Below are 16,176 nucleotides of genomic sequence, written 5' to 3'. Positions count from 1 at the left end.
ATCCCCAAATCCCGCTGAATCGCCACCACCAGCGAAGGCGGCAACACCCCCTCCGATTCCCCCGGAGGATCCTCGGCCCACCCCACCCCCGGCGCGACCGACATCACCCCGATCGACGCCACCACAGCGAGAACCCCACACCCAGCCCGCCACCCCACATAGTTGGCCACCCCTACCAATTTAGCGACCGCCGACGCCGGAGAGGGCTATGCCGCGAACAAAGGCGCGTTGGGCTACGGCGTAGATGAGGAGGAGGGGGAGGAGGAGGACGGTGGCGGCGGCCATGAGGAGGGGCCAGTTGGTGGAGTATTGGCCTTGGAGGCGGACCAGGCCGAGGGTGGCGGTGGCGTATTCGTTGCGTTGGATCATGATCAGGGGCCAGAGGAAGTCGTTCCAGACCGTGATCCAGGTGAGGACGGCCAGGACCATGACGGCGGGGCGGGCGTGGGGTAGCAGGATGCGCCAATAGATTTGCCAGGGGGTGCAGCCGTCGAGGATGGCGGCTTCCTCCAATTCCATGGGGAGGGTTCGGAAGAACTGGCGCATGAGGTAGGTGCCGAAGGCGCTGCCGAAGAGGCCGGGGACGATCATTGACCAGGGGGTGTCCATCCAGCCGAAGGCTCGCATGAGCAGGAATTGGGGGATGACGGTGATGGTCAGGGGCACCATGAGGGTGGCGAGGTAGCCGACGAACAGGAACTCGCGGCCGGGGAAGCGGAGGCGGGCGAAGGCGTAGCCCGCCAGGGAGCAGAAGAAGACTTGGCCGGCGGTGACACACGCGGCGTAGAAGACGGTGTTGAGGAGCATGCGGCCGAGGGGGATGGCGTCGAAAGCGTCTCGGTAGTTGGACCATTGGGGATGGGCGGGCAGGGGGGCGGTTCCGCTGAGTTCGCCCTCGCCCTTCAGGGAGGCGGAGATCGACCACAGGATCGGGGTCAGGGCGCACCAGGCCACCAGAACGAGGGCGAGGTAGCCGAGTACGGCGGTGGTCACGCGGCGGTTCACAGGTCGGCCTCCGCGCGGCGGGACAGCCACTGCTGAATCACGGTGAAGGCCAGCAGGATTGCGAAGATCACCCAGGCCAGCGCGGAGGCGTAGCCGACCTCGTAGAACCGGAAAGCGTTCTGGAACAGCATGATTCCCAGCACGTAGGTGCCGGTCTCGGGGCCACCGTTGCTACCGGTGAGGGCGAACGCCTGATCGAAGGCCTGCACCGAGTTGATGACGGTGATCACCAGTACGAACGACAGTGCGCCACGGATCAGCGGGACGGTGATCGAGGAGAAGCGCCGCAGCGCACCGGCGCCATCCATTTTCGCTGCCTCGTACAGGTTTTCGGGCACGCCCTGCATGGCGGCCAGCAGGATGACGGTGGCGAACGGCACCGACTTCCACACGGTGACCAGGCTCAGCGACACCATCGCCCACGTCGGATCGGTCAGCCACGGTACGGGACCGAGCCCGACCCAGCCCAAAAGCGTGTTGGCCAGCCCATCGTCGCTGGCGAGGATGAAGCGGAACACCACCGCCATGGCCACGGTCGATGCCACCAGCGGCAGGAACGCCAATGTCCGGAACACCCCGATCCCCCGCAGTTTCCGGTTCAGCAGCCCGGCCACCGCGAGGCTGATCACCACCGTCGGCACCAAGGTCAGCAGCGTGAACACGGCCGTATTGCGCAGGGCGATATAGAACAGCGGGTCGTCGGTGAACAGCCGCCGATAGTTCGCGACTCCGACGAATCGCGGCGGACTGAACAGATCCCACGAGTGGAAGCTCAGATACAGCGAAAACCCCAGCGGGAACAGCAGAAACACCAGGATGGCAGCCAGATTCGGTGCCACGAACAGCCTTCCGGCCCGCGCCCGCCGCCGTTCGAGCCTCATACCGCCGCCCGCAGCAGCTGATCGATATCGGCACTGGTCTGCCCGCCCAGCGACTCCGCCGTCGCCGCCCCGCGCAGCACCTTGTTGCACCCGCGCTCCAACAACGCTTCCACCTTGCCCCACAACGGCGTCACCGCCAGCGGCCGGGAATGCTCGGGCCCCTCGGTGAAGACCTGAAGGTTGCGCAGCGTGGGATGCGCCGCCGCGAATCCCGGCGACTGCATCGCCGATCGCAGCACCGGCACGAACAGCCCCGACTCGGCGATGATGGCCTGACCCTCCGGGCCGGTCGCGAATTTCACGAATTCCCAAGCCTGTTCGCGCCGCGGGCTGGCGGCGGCAATGGCCAGCCCGGTACTCCCGATATCGGTGATCGCCCCCGGCCCGCCGTGTGGCCCGACCGGCAGCACCGTCACATCGAAGTCGAGCCCGTCGCGCCCGGTGAATTCCGAGTACAGCCAGTGCCCGCCCATGAGCATGGCGGCCCGCCCGCTGCGGAACAGGTCCTGCGCCGAAACCGATTGCCGGTCGGCGACACTGGGCGCGACCCGATGGCGCACGGCCAGATCGGCGTAGAACTGCAGTCCGGACGCGAACTGCGGATCCCCGAGGTTGGTGCGGGTGGGCCGCACCGGTGGGCTGAACCATTCGGTGCCGTTGTTCATGCCGAAGCAGGCGGCCGAGAAGTACGGCACCCAGGCGTCCACGAACCCCCACTGCCGGGTGCGGCCGTCGGTATCGCGATGGGTCAGGGTCGTGGCGGCCGAAAGGAATTCGTCGAAGGTCCAGGCGTCGGACCAACTGCCGGGCGGCCGAATCCCAGCCTCGTCGAACAGCTTCCGGTTGTAGTAGAGAAACACCCCCGACCATTGCTCCGGCAGCGCGTACTGCCCGCCGTCCCACACGAAGGTGTCGCGCAGCGTCGCGTACCCGTCGGCCCGCAGTGTCGCCGCGTAATCCGGTTCCTTGTCGAGGAATTCGCGCAGGTCGACCAGCACGCCCCGATCCGCCAGCCCGGCGTAGAGCAGTTCCCACGCCATCAGCACGTCCGGGCATTTGCCGCCCGCACAGTAGGTGAGCATCTGCTGCAACGGATCCGGCCCGGACATGATGGTCCGGATCTTGATATCCGGTCGCCGCCGCTGGAATTCGTCGATGATCCGCAGCCGCGCCCGCGCCTCTTCGGGCCGCGCTTGGAAGAAGAAGGTGACCGCGTCGTCGTCCCCGCCGGCACAGCCTCCGGCCGCGAGCAGTGCGGCCAGCGCACCGGAGCGCAACAGGGTACGCCGATCGATGCCGAAGGGAGGGGCCGCCGAGTCGCTCGCCAAAGATATATCTCCGTGAACTAAACGAACTAAAGGACCACAGTGACGTAGATCTCGAACCAGCATGGCAGCATACGGGGAGCAATCTGCGACACGCGGCAAACACGCGAACTCGCGGGTGTCCGGTCGGTTCGCATCACCCCAGCGAGCCGACCGCAGCGTCCCCCCGGCCAACCGAACCCGGCGGTACGACATGAGGTGAACGGCTGGTCAAAGCCGATTCAGGCGCATGTCGGTTGGGCTACGTTGAGACCGATTTCAGTGAGAACCGCAGTACCGCACGGGAGAGTTGGCGCATGGCGACCATCGAATTACTCCGGACGGATCCCGACCTGCCTCCGGTAGGCGTCGTGGACCGGACGCCCATGTCCTCGGCGAAGAAGGGCATCTTCCTCGCCATCGCCGTGATCGGCGCGATCGCCTGGGCAGTCCTCGCCTTCATGCGCGGGGAGAACGTCAACGCGGTGTGGATCGTGGTCGCCGCCATCTGCACCTATGTGCTCGCGTACCAGTTCTACGCCCGGCTCATCGAATACAAGATCACCAAGCCGCGCGACGACGTCGCCACTCCGGCCGAGGCCATGGAGAACGGCCGCGACTACATGCCGATGGACCGCCGCGTCCTGTTCGGCCACCACTTCGCCGCCATCGCCGGCGCGGGCCCGCTGGTCGGCCCCGTGCTCGCCGCGCAGATGGGCTACCTGCCCGGCACCATTTGGATCATCGTCGGCGTGGTGTTCGCCGGCGCGGTGCAGGACTATCTGGTGCTGTGGGCCTCGGTGAAGCGCCGCGGCCGCACCCTCGGCCAGATGGCCCGCGAGGAACTGGGCCTGGTCGGCGGCATCGCGGCCATCGTCGCCGTGCTGGTGATCATGATGATCCTGCTGGCCGTGCTCGGCATCGTGGTGGTGAACGCCCTTGCGGCGACCCCGGATCCGAAGACCGGCGTGCTTACCGGCGGCAGTCCGTGGGGTGTCTTCTCCATCTCGATGACCATCCCGATCGCCCTGTTCATGGGCCTGTACCTGCGCTTCTTCCGACCGGGCAAGGTCGGCGAGGTGTCGGTCATCGGCTTCGCGCTGTTGCTGCTGGCCATCCTGCTCGGCAACCCCGTCTCCCAATCCGCTTGGGGCCAGGACTGGTTCACCCTGTCGGGCACCGCCATCTCCTGGATGCTGATCATCTACGGCTTCATCGCCTCGGTGCTGCCGGTGTGGCTGCTGCTCGCCCCGCGCGACTACCTGTCCACCTTCATGAAGATCGGCACCATCACGCTGCTGGCCGTGGGCGTCGTGGTCACCATGCCGGTGTTGAAGGCCCCCGCGGTCTCCCAGTTCGCGAGCAACTCCAACGGACCGTCGTTCGCGGGCAGCCTGTTCCCGTTCCTGTTCATCACCATCGCGTGTGGCGCGCTGTCCGGATTCCACGCGCTGGTGTCCTCGGGCACCACGCCCAAGCTGCTCGAGAAGCAGCGGCAGGCGCGCATGATCGGCTACGGCGGCATGCTGATGGAGTCGTTCGTGGCGGTCATGGCCATCATCACGGCCAGCATCCTGGATCAGCACCTGTACTTCGCCATGAACGCGGCCGGCGGACTCACCGGCGGCTCGGCGGACAAGGCCGCGACCTACGTGAACAGCCTTGGCCTCAAGGGTGATCCGATCACCACGCAGCAGATCACGGATACCGCGACGGGCGTCGGCGAGAAGAGCATCGTCTCCCGCACCGGTGGCGCGCCGACCCTGGCGGTCGGCATGTCGGAGGTCATGCACAAGTTCATCGGCGGTAGCGGACTCAAGGCGTTCTGGTACCACTTCGCGATCATGTTCGAGGCGCTGTTCATCCTCACCACCATCGACGCGGGCACCCGTGTCGCGCGCTTCATGCTCTCGGACTCCATCGGCAACCTGCCGGGCGCCAAGAAGTTCAAGGATCCGTCGTGGTGGCCGGGCGTGATCATCTGCTCCGCCATCGTGGTCGCGCTGTGGGGTTCGGTGCTGCTCATGGGCGTCACCGATCCGAACGGCGGCATCAACACCCTGTACCCACTGTTCGGCATCTCGAACCAGTTGCTGGCGGCCATCGCGCTGACGGTCGTACTGGTGATCGTGGTGAAGAAGGGCCTGGTGAAATGGGCCTGGATTCCGGCGCTTCCGCTGGTCTGGGATCTGCTGGTGACCATGACCGCGTCCTGGCAGAAGATCTTCTCCGGCGATCCGAAGATCGGCTACTGGAAGCTGCACCACATCTGCGTGACCGCGCAGCAGGCCGGAAAGCTGTGCTCCAACGCCAAGACCGCCTCGGACATGGACAAGATCGTCCGCAACACCTGGATCCAGGGCACGCTCTCGATCGTCTTCGCCGTGCTGGTGCTGATCGTGGCCGTGGTCGGCGTGTGGGCTGCCGCCCGGGCGCTGCGAGCCGGTGGCGGCGATACCAGTGAAAGCCCGGAGGAGCCGTCGAAGATCTTCGGTCCGAGCGGGTTCATCGCGACCAAGGCGGAGAAGGAGGTCCAGCAGGAATGGGACACCTTGGTCGCCGAGGGCAAGATCCGCGCACCGGGCACCGCCGGCGCATTGAGTCACTGACGTGACGAGCACAGAGTCACCGACGTGATGAGTACCCCCGACGCCCCGTCGACCGCAGGCCTCCTGCGGTCGACGGGGCTCGCCCTGTTACGGGCCCTGAAAGCCATTGCCTGGTGGTTCAACTCGATCCTCGGCGGCAACGACTACCAGCGCTACGTCCAGCACCGGCGGCTCCAACACCCCGGCTGCGAGATCCCCTCCGAGCGCGACTACTGGCGCGACCGGCACGACGCGGCCGCCAAGAATCCCGGCAACCGCTGCTGCTGATCCCGCTCGAAATCCTCTGACCAGGCCCGGACCCCACTGGCGGATTTCCGCCGACGGTGATGGCGGATTTCCGCTAGCGGCGGGGCGCGGCGGCTGACAAGGTGGATTCCGTGAGTGCGAACGAATTGGATTTCGAGCGTTGCTACCGCGCCGTGGCGACCCGGGATGCTCGGTTCGACGGGCATTTCGTGACAGCGGTGCGCACCACCGGAATTTATTGCCGCCCTTCCTGTCCGGCCATCACCCCCAAACGAACCAACGTCACCTTCCTGCCCACGGCCGCCGCCGCGCAGCAGAGCGGGTTCCGGGCCTGCCGCCGCTGCCTGCCCGACGCCGCACCCGGGTCACCGCTGTGGAACACACGCGCCGATCTGGCCTCGCGGGCCATGCGCCTGATCGGCGACGGCGTCATCGAACGCGGCGGCGTGCCCGCGCTGGCGGGCGCCCTCGGCTACTCGCAGCGGCAGCTGACTCGGGTGCTCACCAGCGAACTCGGTGCGGGCCCACTGGCTTTGGCGCGGGCACACCGCGCGCACACCGCGCGACTGCTGATCCAGACCACGCGACTGTCCATGTCGGACATCGCCTTCGCGGCCGGGTTCGCCAGTATCCGGCAGTTCAACGACACCGTGCGCGAGGTGTTCGCGGTCAGCCCGACCACGCTGCGCGAGGAATCCCGCCGCCGCAACGGCGACACCGTCCCCGCCACCAACGGGCTGCTGACGTTGCGACTGCCCTACCGGGAGCCGCTCGACAAGACCTGGCTGGAATGGTTCCTGTCCGCACACACCGTCGCCGGGCTGGAACTGTGGGAGAACGGGATCTACAGTCGCAGTCTGCGAACCCCGCACGGCCACACCACCATTCGACTGTCCGTGCAACCCGGTCACGTGCGGGCCTCGCTGACACTGCAGGACATGCGCGATCTCGCGCCCACGGTGGCGCGCATCCGGCACTTCCTCGACCTGGACGCCGACCCGATCGGCATCGACGAGGCGCTGGCCGCGGGCATGGCGGAAACCCCACCGCAGCAGGGGATCACGCATTCCCTACCCGGCGGCATCCGAGTCCCGGGCTGCATGGACGGCCCGGAGTTGCTGCTGCGCACCATGATCGGGCAGCAGATCTCCGTGGCGGCCGCCAACACGCACACCGCGCGACTGGTCCAGGGCCTGGGCGAGGCCATCGACGGGCCGATCCCGCACCTGTTCCCCACCGCCGAAACCATCGCCGAACGCGGCAGCGAAGTGCTGACCGGGCCGAGCCGGCGGGTGGAAGCCATTGTCGGCGCGGCCAAGGCGCTGGCCGCGGGCGACCTGGTGCTGCACTCCGGCCGCACCGCCGGTGACCTGCGCCGCGACCTGCTCGCCCTGGACGGCGTCGGCCCCTGGACCGCCGACTATGTCACCATGCGCCTGCTCGCCGACCCGGACGTGCTGCTGCACTCCGACCTGATCGTGCGCCGCGGCGCGAGCCTGCTGGGCGTGGATCTCACCGACACCGCCCGCTTCGCGCCCTGGCGCTCCTACCTCACCATGCACCTGTGGAAATACGCGCTCGCCCACCCCGAGCCGAAGGCATCCGCACCGAACCGGAGGACACCGCAGTGAACACCGGAAAACCCACCACCACCGCAGATTTCGCCACCGCCGAGACGCCCGCCGGACCGTTCACCGCCCTGGTGGACGGGGACGGCGTGGTCCTGGCCTCCGGCTGGATCACCGATCCCGAAGCGTTGCGCGCGCTCATCCACCCCACCATCCGGCCCGGCTCGCTGCGCGAACGCGACTCGCTGGGCGTGGTCTCGCGCGCCATCACCGCGTATCACGAGGGCGATCTGACGGCCATCGACGCCATAACCGTCCGGCAAGTCTCGGGCCCGTTCCTCACCCACGCCTGGGAGATCCTGCGCAAGGTCCCGGCCGGGGATCCGATCACCTACACCGAGTTCGCGGTCGTCTCGGGTCGCCCCGCCGCCACCCGCGCCGCCGCCAACGCCTGCGCCCGCAACGCGGCCGCCCTCTTCGTGCCCTGCCACCGCGTCCTGCGCACCGACGGCACGCTCGGCGGCTTCCGCTACGGCCTGCCCATCAAACGCTGGCTGCTCGACCACGAGACCGCCGCGGCGACGTCCGCCTGAACGGCGTCCGCCCGGGCGCGTCGGTGCCCGGGCGTACCGTGGCGATCATGTGCCGCAATATCCACACCCTGCACAACTTCGAGCCGCCTGCCACCCCGGACGAGGTACACGCGGCCGCCCTGCAATACGTCCGCAAGATCAGCGGAACCACCAAACCCTCCCAGGCCAACCAGCCCGCCTTCGACCTGGCCGTCGAAGAAATCACCACCGCCACCGCGCGACTACTGGCGGGTTTGACCACCACCGCCCCACCCAAGGACCGCGAAACAGAAGCCGCCAAGGCCCGAGCCCGCGCCCAGATCCGCTACCGCCCCGTCCAGGCCTGAACCCCTCGTCGGGAGTCTTCCGCAAAGCATCGGACGGCACCGGGTAAGGCTGTGGCCGTGGAGCCCCGGACCGTTGGGCTGTGGGCTGTGGGCTGTGGGCTGTGGGCTGTGGATGACGATGCCCGCGGCCACCCGGCCGGGTGCTACGCGCCGACCGAGGTTTCGAGGCGGGAGCCGGTGCGGCCGCGGATGACGTGGAGGCGGCTGGGGATGCGTTGGCGCATTTCGTCGACGTGGCTGACTACGCCGACTACGCGGCCGCCGCAGCGAAGTTCGTCGAGGACGCCCATGACGGCGTCGAGGGTGTCGGCGTCGAGGCTGCCGAAGCCCTCGTCGATGAAGAGGGTGTCCATGACCAGGCCGCCGGATTCGGCGGACACCACGTCGGCCAGGCCGAGGGCCAAAGCCAGTGAGGCCATGAAGGTTTCGCCGCCGGAGAGGGTTTTGGCGGGGCGGATCGCGCCGGTGTAGTCATCGCGGATGTCCAGGCCCAGGCCGCCGCGGCGGCCACGCGGGCCCGCGACGTCGGTATGGACGAATTCGTAACGGCCACCCGACATTCGGCGCAGACGGACCGAACCGGCCAGCGCCACCTCTTCGAGCCGGGCGGCCAGCACGTAGGAACGCAGGGACATGCGGCGGTTGTTCTCTCCACGGCCGGCCACAACCTCGGCCAGGCGGGCAAGCTCCTCATGGGCACGCTGCAACGGCGCGACACGGTCGACGGCCGTGCCGAGCTGGGTGCACAAGCCCTCGAGATCCTTCGCCCGCCGGTCGGCCTCGGCGTGCGCGGCCACGGCCCGGTTCAGCGCCGACTCTGCCTGTGCCACTGCCTCTTCCAGCGCCCGCAGATCGCCCGGCTCGGCCTCGCCGACCGCCCGGATGTCCGGCTCGGCCAGTACCGCTTCGGCGTGGGCGCGCGCCCGGTCGGCGGCCACCAACTCCTCTTCGAGCGCCGACTGCTGCACGGACGTCCGCGACGCCGCATCCACGGCGCGCGCGTATTCACCGAGCACGGTGTAATCCGGTCCGGTCTCCCCCATCACCGGCGGCGCGGAATCCACCAAACCCGCTTCGTAGGAGAGCCTCTCGACACGTACCGCTGCTGCGGCGACCTGCTCACGAGCCGTGACGGCCTCGACGCGGGCCGCGCGCACCGCGCCCGCCTCCTCGACCAGCGCCGCCAGTCGCGCCCGCCGCTTATCGACGGTGCCGTCGGCTCCGGCGGCCGCCAGCAGCCGCTCGGTGAGTTCGGCCAGTCGCCGATCGGTGGCGACGATCCGTTCCAGCGTTGCGCTGCCGCGGCTTTCACATTCGCGCGCCTCGTCCTGCAGCCGCACCTGATCCGCCCGCAGTGCGTTCAGCTCGGCGGTGAGACCGTCCACCAGCACCGCCACCCGCTGCGCCTCGGTGAATCGCCGAGTCGAATCATCCAGCGCGGCAGCCAGTTCCGCCCGATCCACCGCGCCGCCGCGCTCGACCAGCACCTCGACGGCCCGCTCCAACTCGGCCACCAGTTGCCCGGCCCGCTCCCGCCCGGCTTCGGTCTTGCGCTCGGCAGTCAGGGCCGCGTCCTCGTCGGTCTTGGACACGGCGTGCTGGGCCGGTTGCGCCGGATCCGGATGCGCGAGCGACCCGCACACGGTGCAGGGCTCACCCTCGACCAAGCTTCCCGCCAGCTCCCCCGCCATTCCGGCCATGCGCTGTTCACGCAGTGCTTGCGTGCGTCGCCATGCCTGCTCGTGCGCGGCCCGCGCCTTCTCGAACGCCGCCTCGGCACGCGTCAACTCGTCACGCTTACGGTCCAATTCGACCGCCGCGGTGGCCGACGTGCGCAACCGCTGACATTCCGCCCCGAGCCCGGGCAGCGCGGCCGCCGCATCCGCGGCCCCACGCAACCGAACCTCCACCCCGGCAACGGCTTCCGGCAACTTCCCCAGCCGCACAGCCAGCTTGCCCGCCCGCGCATCCAATTCCGCCTGCTCGGTACGCAGCCCAGCCAGCTCCCGCGTCAAACGCGTAGCCGAATCCGCATCGGCCTGCACCTCATCCAACGCCCCGACCTGCGCACTCCACCGCTGCACCGCCGATTCCAGCCCGGCGCCGGGCCGTGCGCCGTCAGCTCCAGGACCGCGACCATTGCGCGTTTCGCCCTGGCCCGAACCATGGGCATGATCCGCCCGGGGCGATGAGTCGACGCAGCCGGGAAGCGGCCGATGGAGTCGATCGACGGCCGGATCGCCGGGATCCGAGGCGGATTCGGTCTGATCGACACCGTGATCAAGGGGTTCGATGTCGGCGAGGTCGGCGGCCAGGTCGGTGCCCACGAGCTCCGTCTCGGCCAGATCGGCTGCGGCCCAGGTGGTTCCGGGAAGCTCGGCGGTGGCCGGGTCGAGGAGGCGGTCGGCGAGTTGTTCGGCGGCGCGGGTGGCGTCGTCGGTGCGGCGGCGCAGGGTGACGGCGGCGGCACGGGCCTCGGCCAGAGCGTTGGCGACGGGTTCGGCGCGGCGGGCGCGGTCGAGTTCGGTTTGGCGGGCGGCACGCTGGTCGGCGGTGGCGGTGAAGTCGGCGAGCTGGGCTCGGGCCGCGGTGCGGCGGCGGAACAACTCGTGACGGCGGCGCTCGGCCTCGGCAGCGGCGCGCACGCGGGTCGAATCCTGCTGGTGCCGGGCCAGTTCGGCGGCCGTATCGGTGCGGTTGGTGCGGGCGGCGGCCAGCAGAGACTGCGACCAGCCGACAGAATCGGTCGAGCCGGTCTCCGTGGTGGGCAGCCCGGCAGCGGTGCCTACCTGGGCGATCAGCTTGTCGATGCCGTGTTTGCGGGTCTCGAGGTCGGCGGTGCTCGCCTTGCGCTTGTCGACCAGCCATTGTTCGGCGGTGCCGAAACGCTCGGTGTCGAAGAGCTTTTCGAGCAGCTTCTCGCGATCCTCGTTGTCGGCCCGCAGGAATCGCGCGAAATCGCCCTGCGGCAACAGCACGACCTGGAAGAACTGGTCGGCACTCATGCCGAGCAGGCGCAGCACCTCGTCGCCGATATCGGGGATGCGCGACAGGTGCTGCCCACGGCCGTCGAGCCACTCCAGGGTGGCGGCCGCGTTCACGTCCACGAAGCCGGATTTGGCGCGCTTGCTGGGCCGCTGGAATTCGGGCGAGCGAATCAGGCGCAGTCGCCGACCACCGAGCGTGGCCTCCAGCAGCACCCGCGGCGGCGTCTGCTGATCCGCGTGATCGGAATGCAGCCGCTTGCTCTCCGCCCGCGCGCCCGGCACCTTGCCGTAGAGCGCGAACGCGATGGCGTCGAGCACCGTGGTCTTCCCGGCCCCGGTCTGCCCGTGCAGTAGGAACAGCCCATCCGCCCCGAGCTCGTCGAAATCCACCACGGCCGTCTCGGCGAACGGCCCGAACGCCGTCAGCTCCAAGCGATGCAGCCGCACCCGACGCCCCCTTCCCTCAACGCCACGACCCATCCAACAACCCGGCACCCGCGGGCACCGGCAGGACACGCCGAAACACCCTGTGCCCCAAGATCAAACATCCCACGCTCCGAAGTCGCGACCCCGCGCCTGGACGCTCACGCGGTCAGCCCACCGGCAGACTCATCCGTTTCACCCGGCTCCAGTCCGAATTCGGCCACATCGAACAACCCGAGCGCCGCATCCGCCTCCGCCGCATCCACTCCACGCACCGACCCGTCGAAACCGGCCGCACTCACCACCCGCGCCGCCTCGGCAGCGGTCGAGACCGCCGCCTCGGGCACCGTGGCCACAGCAGACACCTGAGGATCGACCACCGCGACCGGCGAGTCCTCGCGCGCCGCGGAAATACGTAGGGGGCCTTCTTTTTCGCGGGTGGCGGCGGAGAGGGCGCGTTCGAGCCAGGTCATCTCGCCGGGCGTCGGGGTGCCGCGGACGTCGGCGAGGAAGCTTTCGGCGATCTCGGTGTCGCGGCGGCCGTGGACGCGTTCGCGGTAGCGCAGTTCCGGATTGCCCTCGGGCCGCTGCCATTCCACGTGGACGGCGTGCGGGAAGCGATCACGCAGGCGGCGCAGCGCGTCCACGGGGCGCGCCTCGTCGGTCAGGGTGGCCGAGACATAGTGGGATTCGGCTTCGGCGTACTGCGGCGAATCCAGGAGGGTTTCCAGGGGGCCTGACAGTTGCGACAGCCCGCGCACGATTGGGAGATCGTGGCGAGTGACGGCGGACAGCCCGGCGGCGTCCAACTCCACGATCCACACCGCCTTGCGATGCGAGCGCTCCCCGAACGAATACGGCAGCGGCGAACCGCAGTAGCGCACCGACTCCGACAGCGTCTGCGCGGAGTGCAGGTGACCGAGCGCCACATAGTCGATGCCGTCGAACGCCGACTGCGGCACGGTCTCCACCCCGCCGACCGAAATCGACCGCTCCGACCCGGTCGCCTCGCCGCCCACCACGAAGGCGTGCGCGAGCACCACCGACCGCGTCCCCGCCCGCTGCGCGAGATCGGCGCGCACCCGCGTCATCGCGGCATCCAGGATCTCGGCGTGCGAACGGGCCTGCGGCACCCCCAATTCCACCCGAGTGATCTCCGGCTCCAGATAGGGAATGCCGTAGAACGCAATCTCACCGAACTCGTCCGACAGCAGCACCGGCCGCGCCACATCCGCGATTCGGCAGCGCAAATGCAATCCGCCCGCCGCCGCGAAACTCCCGAGCGCACCGAGCCGAGTCGGCGAGTCGTGATTGCCGGAGGTGGCGACAATGGCCGCGCCCGCCGCCCGAATTGCCTCGAGTCCCCGATTGCACACCGCAATCGCATCCGCACTCGGAATGGAACGGTCGTACACGTCCCCCGGCAATACGACCACGTCCACCCGCTGCGCCGTCACCAATTCCGCAATGGCCCGCAGTGCACTCTCCTGATCGTTCAGCAGATCGACGCCATGAAAGGTGCGCCCGATATGCCAGTCGGAGGTGTGCAGGATCCGCATGCCGAAGAACGCTAGGCGATTCCGCCGACAAACACACATGCCCTCGATACATCCGGCACAACTTCGCACCCCCGCACCGCAACCTTGCGGCCAAAAGCGCCGCACCGGTGCCAGATTCACCACCTTGTCGGTGGGTTAGGGCACTATCTCGTGCCATGACCGCACCGATGCTGTTCGCGCTGCTTTTGGTGTTCGTTTCGGGGCTGGCCCTGGGCTGGCTCGGGCATGCCGCGCGCGCGGGACAGCGGGCGGCGGTGGCCGAGGCGCGCTTGGCCGCCATGCGGGACAACGAGCGATTGTTGCGGCAGTCACTCGGCGCGGCCAGCGAGGACGCGGCCCGGCGGCAGTCGCACGCCATCGGCACGCTGGTCGAACCGCTGCGGGAGGCGGTCGGCAATCTGAATCGCCACATTCAGGAGGTCGAGCACAACCGCATCAACGCGTATTCCGGCCTGCGCGAACAGGTCGCGGGCATGCAGCGCACCTCCCACCAGTTGTCCACGCAAACCGGCCAATTGGTGGCCGCCCTGCGCGCGCCCCAGGTGCGCGGCCGCTGGGGCGAGATCCAACTGGAGCGAGTGGTCGAACTGGCGGGCATGGCCAAGCACTGCGATTTCGACACCCAGGTGACCCGCCGCGGCGACACCGTGGTGCGGCCGGACCTGGTGGTGCGGCTCTCGGCCGGCCGGCAGATCGTGGTGGACGCCAAGGTGCCCTGCGCCGCCTACCTGGACGCTGCCGCCACCGAGGAGCCGCGTGAACGCGACGGGCACCTCGCCCGCCATGCCCGGCATCTGCGCAATCACGTGGATCAGCTGGCCGCCAAGGAGTACTGGGCCGCCTTCGATCCGTCCCCGGAGTTCGTGGTGCTGTTCGTGCCCGGCGATCCGTTCCTGGATGCGGCGCTGACTTCCGATTCGGGACTGCTCGAATACGCCTTCGGTCGCAATGTGGTCCTTGCGACTCCCACCACACTCATCGCCCTGCTGCGCACGGTCGCTCTGGGCTGGCGGCAGGAGGCGATCTCGGAGGACATGGCGGTGGTCCAGCAGCTGGGCCGGGAGCTCTACACCCGGCTCAGTACCACCGGCCGTCATCTGGACCGGCTGGGTTCGCAGCTGGGCAAGGCGGTCGACGCGTTCAACCACACGGTGGCCTCGGTGGAGTCCCGGGTCATGGTGACCGCCCGCAAGTTGCACGAGTTGGACATCGCCGATGCCCCGGTCCCGGAGATCCGGCGGGTCGAATCCTGGCCGCGTGCGGTGGGGTTCGACGAGGTCGATCATCGACTCGCCGGAGTGGACGGAGGTGATGCCTGAGCAACCGCTCGGTATTGGCGCTCCGATGCCATAGCTATCGCCGGGTTCATGCGATTCCGCATACCCGCGTGATGTCGCCTGCCTCGCGAAACACGGATATGCCTTAGTGTGCTTGACGTGGCAGTTACCCAACGCGAGCGAACCGAGGTGCCCCCGTCGCACCGTTCGATCCTGCCGTCGGTTCCCGGCGTCCCGGCCGGAGTCGCCGTCCTGATCGCTGTGACGTGCACGTTCATCGGGTTTCTGATCGACGCCAACGGCGGTGACGACCTCACGCACACCTTCGCGACCTTCTATGTGATCGGCTGCGTCCTGGCGACCCTCGTGGTCCGCTACCGGGGACTGTTCACCACCCTCGTGTTACCGCCGCTGCTGCTGTTCCTCGCGGTGCCGGTGTTCTACCAACTCCTAATGGGGTCCGCCAGCCTCAAGGTGCGGGAGATCCTGCTGAATCTGGCCATCCCGCTGGTGAACCGCTTCCCCACCATGGCCCTGGCCACCGTGCTGGTGCTGATCATCGGTGCGATCCGCATCGCGCTGCACCGCCGCGAGAGCAAGTCCGGTTCGAGCGCCGAGCCGCGCAAGGCCCGCGCCCGCGCCGGCCGTGCGGGCACGGCCCGCGCCCAGCGCACCCGCGCCACCGATCCCAAGGACCCTGCCAGACGACGTTTCCGTGCCGCCGCGGACGCCGACCCCGAGGCCGATGCCGCGGAGCCCGATGCCACCCGCGCGTCGCGTCGCGGCGCGACCGGCCGGGTCGCCGCCGGGCCGCCCCGGGTAGGCGCGAACCGGCCGCCCGCCGAGGGCCGCAGGCGTCGAGCCCAGAACCCCGAGCAGGCCGCCCCCGCCGCCACCGAGGGCCGTCGCCGCGCCCAGTACGGCGAGACGCCCCGCACCGGCGAGCGCCGCGCCGTCCCCACCGACGCACCGCGCACGGGTGAGCGCCGGGCCGTGCCGACCGACGCGCCGCGCACCGGTGAGCGTCGCGCGGTCCCCACCGATCGCACCCGCACGGGTGAGCGCCGGGCCGCCCCGCCCGAGGGTGGCCGCCGCGCCGCCCAGCCAGCCCCCGCGCCCGCACCGGATCAGGCGCCGGCCGAGGGCCGCAGGCGTCGCGCCCAGAGCCCCGAGCAGGCCGCCGCGCGTGGCACCGAACGCCACGCCGCCGCCCCGGAACGCAATCCGGCGCCGGGCGAGGGTGGCCGCCGCCGGCGCGCCCAGCCGGGCGAAGTGCCGCCGCACCCGCGCCCGAATGTGCGTTATCGCGAACGCGATTCGGGCCGAATCGAACGCTGAGCCGGTTTATCCGGCTCGGCGACATGCGAGCGACACTCACCGTAGATTTCCGGCAATCGG

At 69.2% G+C, this 16,176-nt stretch carries 11 protein-coding genes and 1 pseudogene; 7 read left to right on the top strand and 5 right to left on the bottom strand.

Annotated elements, in window-relative coordinates:
* Positions 1–180 precede the first annotated feature (180 nt).
* The 3 genes from ACYVN4_RS01555 to ACYVN4_RS01545 are packed head-to-tail and all read right to left on the bottom strand — an operon-like array spanning position 181 to position 3,214.
* Positions 181–1,005 (bottom strand): carbohydrate ABC transporter permease, encoded by an 825-nt coding sequence (locus ACYVN4_RS01555; protein WP_460717403.1) that lies wholly within the window; start codon positions 1,003–1,005, stop codon positions 181–183.
* The gene (locus ACYVN4_RS01550; RefSeq protein ID WP_460717402.1) at positions 1,002–1,886 is read right to left on the bottom strand and encodes a carbohydrate ABC transporter permease; all 885 of its coding nucleotides are present in this window, start codon (positions 1,884–1,886) and stop codon (positions 1,002–1,004) included. The genes ACYVN4_RS01555 and ACYVN4_RS01550 overlap by 4 nt, the downstream gene beginning before the upstream one ends.
* Complete coding sequence (locus ACYVN4_RS01545) at positions 1,883–3,214, bottom strand: ABC transporter substrate-binding protein (protein ID WP_460717401.1); 1,332 nt, start codon at positions 3,212–3,214, stop codon at positions 1,883–1,885. The genes ACYVN4_RS01550 and ACYVN4_RS01545 overlap by 4 nt, the downstream gene beginning before the upstream one ends.
* Before the next feature lie 293 nt (positions 3,215–3,507).
* Between ACYVN4_RS01545 and ACYVN4_RS01540 the strand changes: the two genes are divergently transcribed.
* From ACYVN4_RS01540 to ACYVN4_RS01520, 5 genes are all read left to right on the top strand, one after another.
* Positions 3,508–5,799 (top strand): carbon starvation CstA family protein, encoded by a 2,292-nt coding sequence (locus tag ACYVN4_RS01540; RefSeq protein ID WP_460717400.1) that lies wholly within the window; start codon positions 3,508–3,510, stop codon positions 5,797–5,799.
* A 27-nt stretch (positions 5,800–5,826) separates the two neighbouring features.
* Positions 5,827–6,066, top strand: coding sequence for a YbdD/YjiX family protein (locus ACYVN4_RS01535; RefSeq protein WP_460718326.1), 240 nt, complete (start codon positions 5,827–5,829; stop codon positions 6,064–6,066).
* Between the two features lie 101 nt (positions 6,067–6,167).
* Positions 6,168–7,676: an Ada metal-binding domain-containing protein gene (locus tag ACYVN4_RS01530; RefSeq protein ID WP_460717399.1), complete on the top strand. Its 1,509-nt coding sequence runs from the start codon at positions 6,168–6,170 to the stop codon at positions 7,674–7,676.
* Positions 7,673–8,206 (top strand): methylated-DNA--[protein]-cysteine S-methyltransferase, encoded by a 534-nt coding sequence (locus tag ACYVN4_RS01525; RefSeq protein WP_460717398.1) that lies wholly within the window; start codon positions 7,673–7,675, stop codon positions 8,204–8,206. Before ACYVN4_RS01530 ends, ACYVN4_RS01525 begins: the two co-directional genes overlap by 4 nt.
* A 47-nt stretch (positions 8,207–8,253) precedes the next feature.
* Positions 8,254–8,532 (top strand): DUF2277 domain-containing protein, encoded by a 279-nt coding sequence (locus tag ACYVN4_RS01520; protein ID WP_460717397.1) that lies wholly within the window; start codon positions 8,254–8,256, stop codon positions 8,530–8,532.
* Positions 8,533–8,675: 143 nt separating this feature from the next.
* Here ACYVN4_RS01520 and ACYVN4_RS01515 read toward each other — a convergent pair whose 3' ends face one another.
* Together ACYVN4_RS01515 and ACYVN4_RS01510 are read right to left on the bottom strand one after the other, a co-directional pair.
* Complete coding sequence (locus ACYVN4_RS01515; RefSeq protein WP_460717396.1) at positions 8,676–11,966, bottom strand: AAA family ATPase; 3,291 nt, start codon at positions 11,964–11,966, stop codon at positions 8,676–8,678.
* Positions 11,967–12,367: 401 nt separating this feature from the next.
* Positions 12,368–13,501, bottom strand: a pseudogene (locus ACYVN4_RS01510) (exonuclease SbcCD subunit D); the annotation flags it as partial.
* Positions 13,502–13,656: 155 nt separating this feature from the next.
* Between ACYVN4_RS01510 and ACYVN4_RS01505 the strand changes: the two are divergent.
* Together ACYVN4_RS01505 and ACYVN4_RS01500 are read left to right on the top strand one after the other, a co-directional pair.
* Positions 13,657–14,820, top strand: a complete 1,164-nt coding sequence (locus tag ACYVN4_RS01505) for a DNA recombination protein RmuC (protein WP_460717395.1) — start codon at positions 13,657–13,659, stop codon at positions 14,818–14,820.
* Between the two features lie 117 nt (positions 14,821–14,937).
* On the top strand, positions 14,938–16,116 hold the full coding sequence (locus ACYVN4_RS01500) for a DUF6542 domain-containing protein (protein ID WP_460717394.1): 1,179 nt from the start codon (positions 14,938–14,940) through the stop codon (positions 16,114–16,116).
* The last annotated feature ends 60 nt before the right edge of the window (positions 16,117–16,176 follow it).

The sequence above is a fragment of the Nocardia heshunensis genome (assembly GCF_054782115.1).
This window is presented reverse-complemented; position numbering and strand designations above follow the sequence as displayed.

Bases quoted from the DNA above. Each gene is read 5' to 3' on its own strand.
- ACYVN4_RS01535 (WP_460718326.1), top strand. From the start codon at position 5,827: ATGAGTACCCCCGACGCCCCGTCGACCGCAGGCCTCCTGCGGTCGACG.
- ACYVN4_RS01505 (WP_460717395.1), top strand. From the start codon at position 13,657: ATGACCGCACCGATGCTGTTCGCGCTGCTTTTGGTGTTCGTTTCGGGG.
- ACYVN4_RS01550 (WP_460717402.1), bottom strand. From the start codon at position 1,886: ATGAGGCTCGAACGGCGGCGGGCGCGGGCCGGAAGGCTGTTCGTGGCA.
- ACYVN4_RS01520 (WP_460717397.1), top strand. From the start codon at position 8,254: ATGTGCCGCAATATCCACACCCTGCACAACTTCGAGCCGCCTGCCACC.
- ACYVN4_RS01540 (WP_460717400.1), top strand. From the start codon at position 3,508: ATGGCGACCATCGAATTACTCCGGACGGATCCCGACCTGCCTCCGGTA.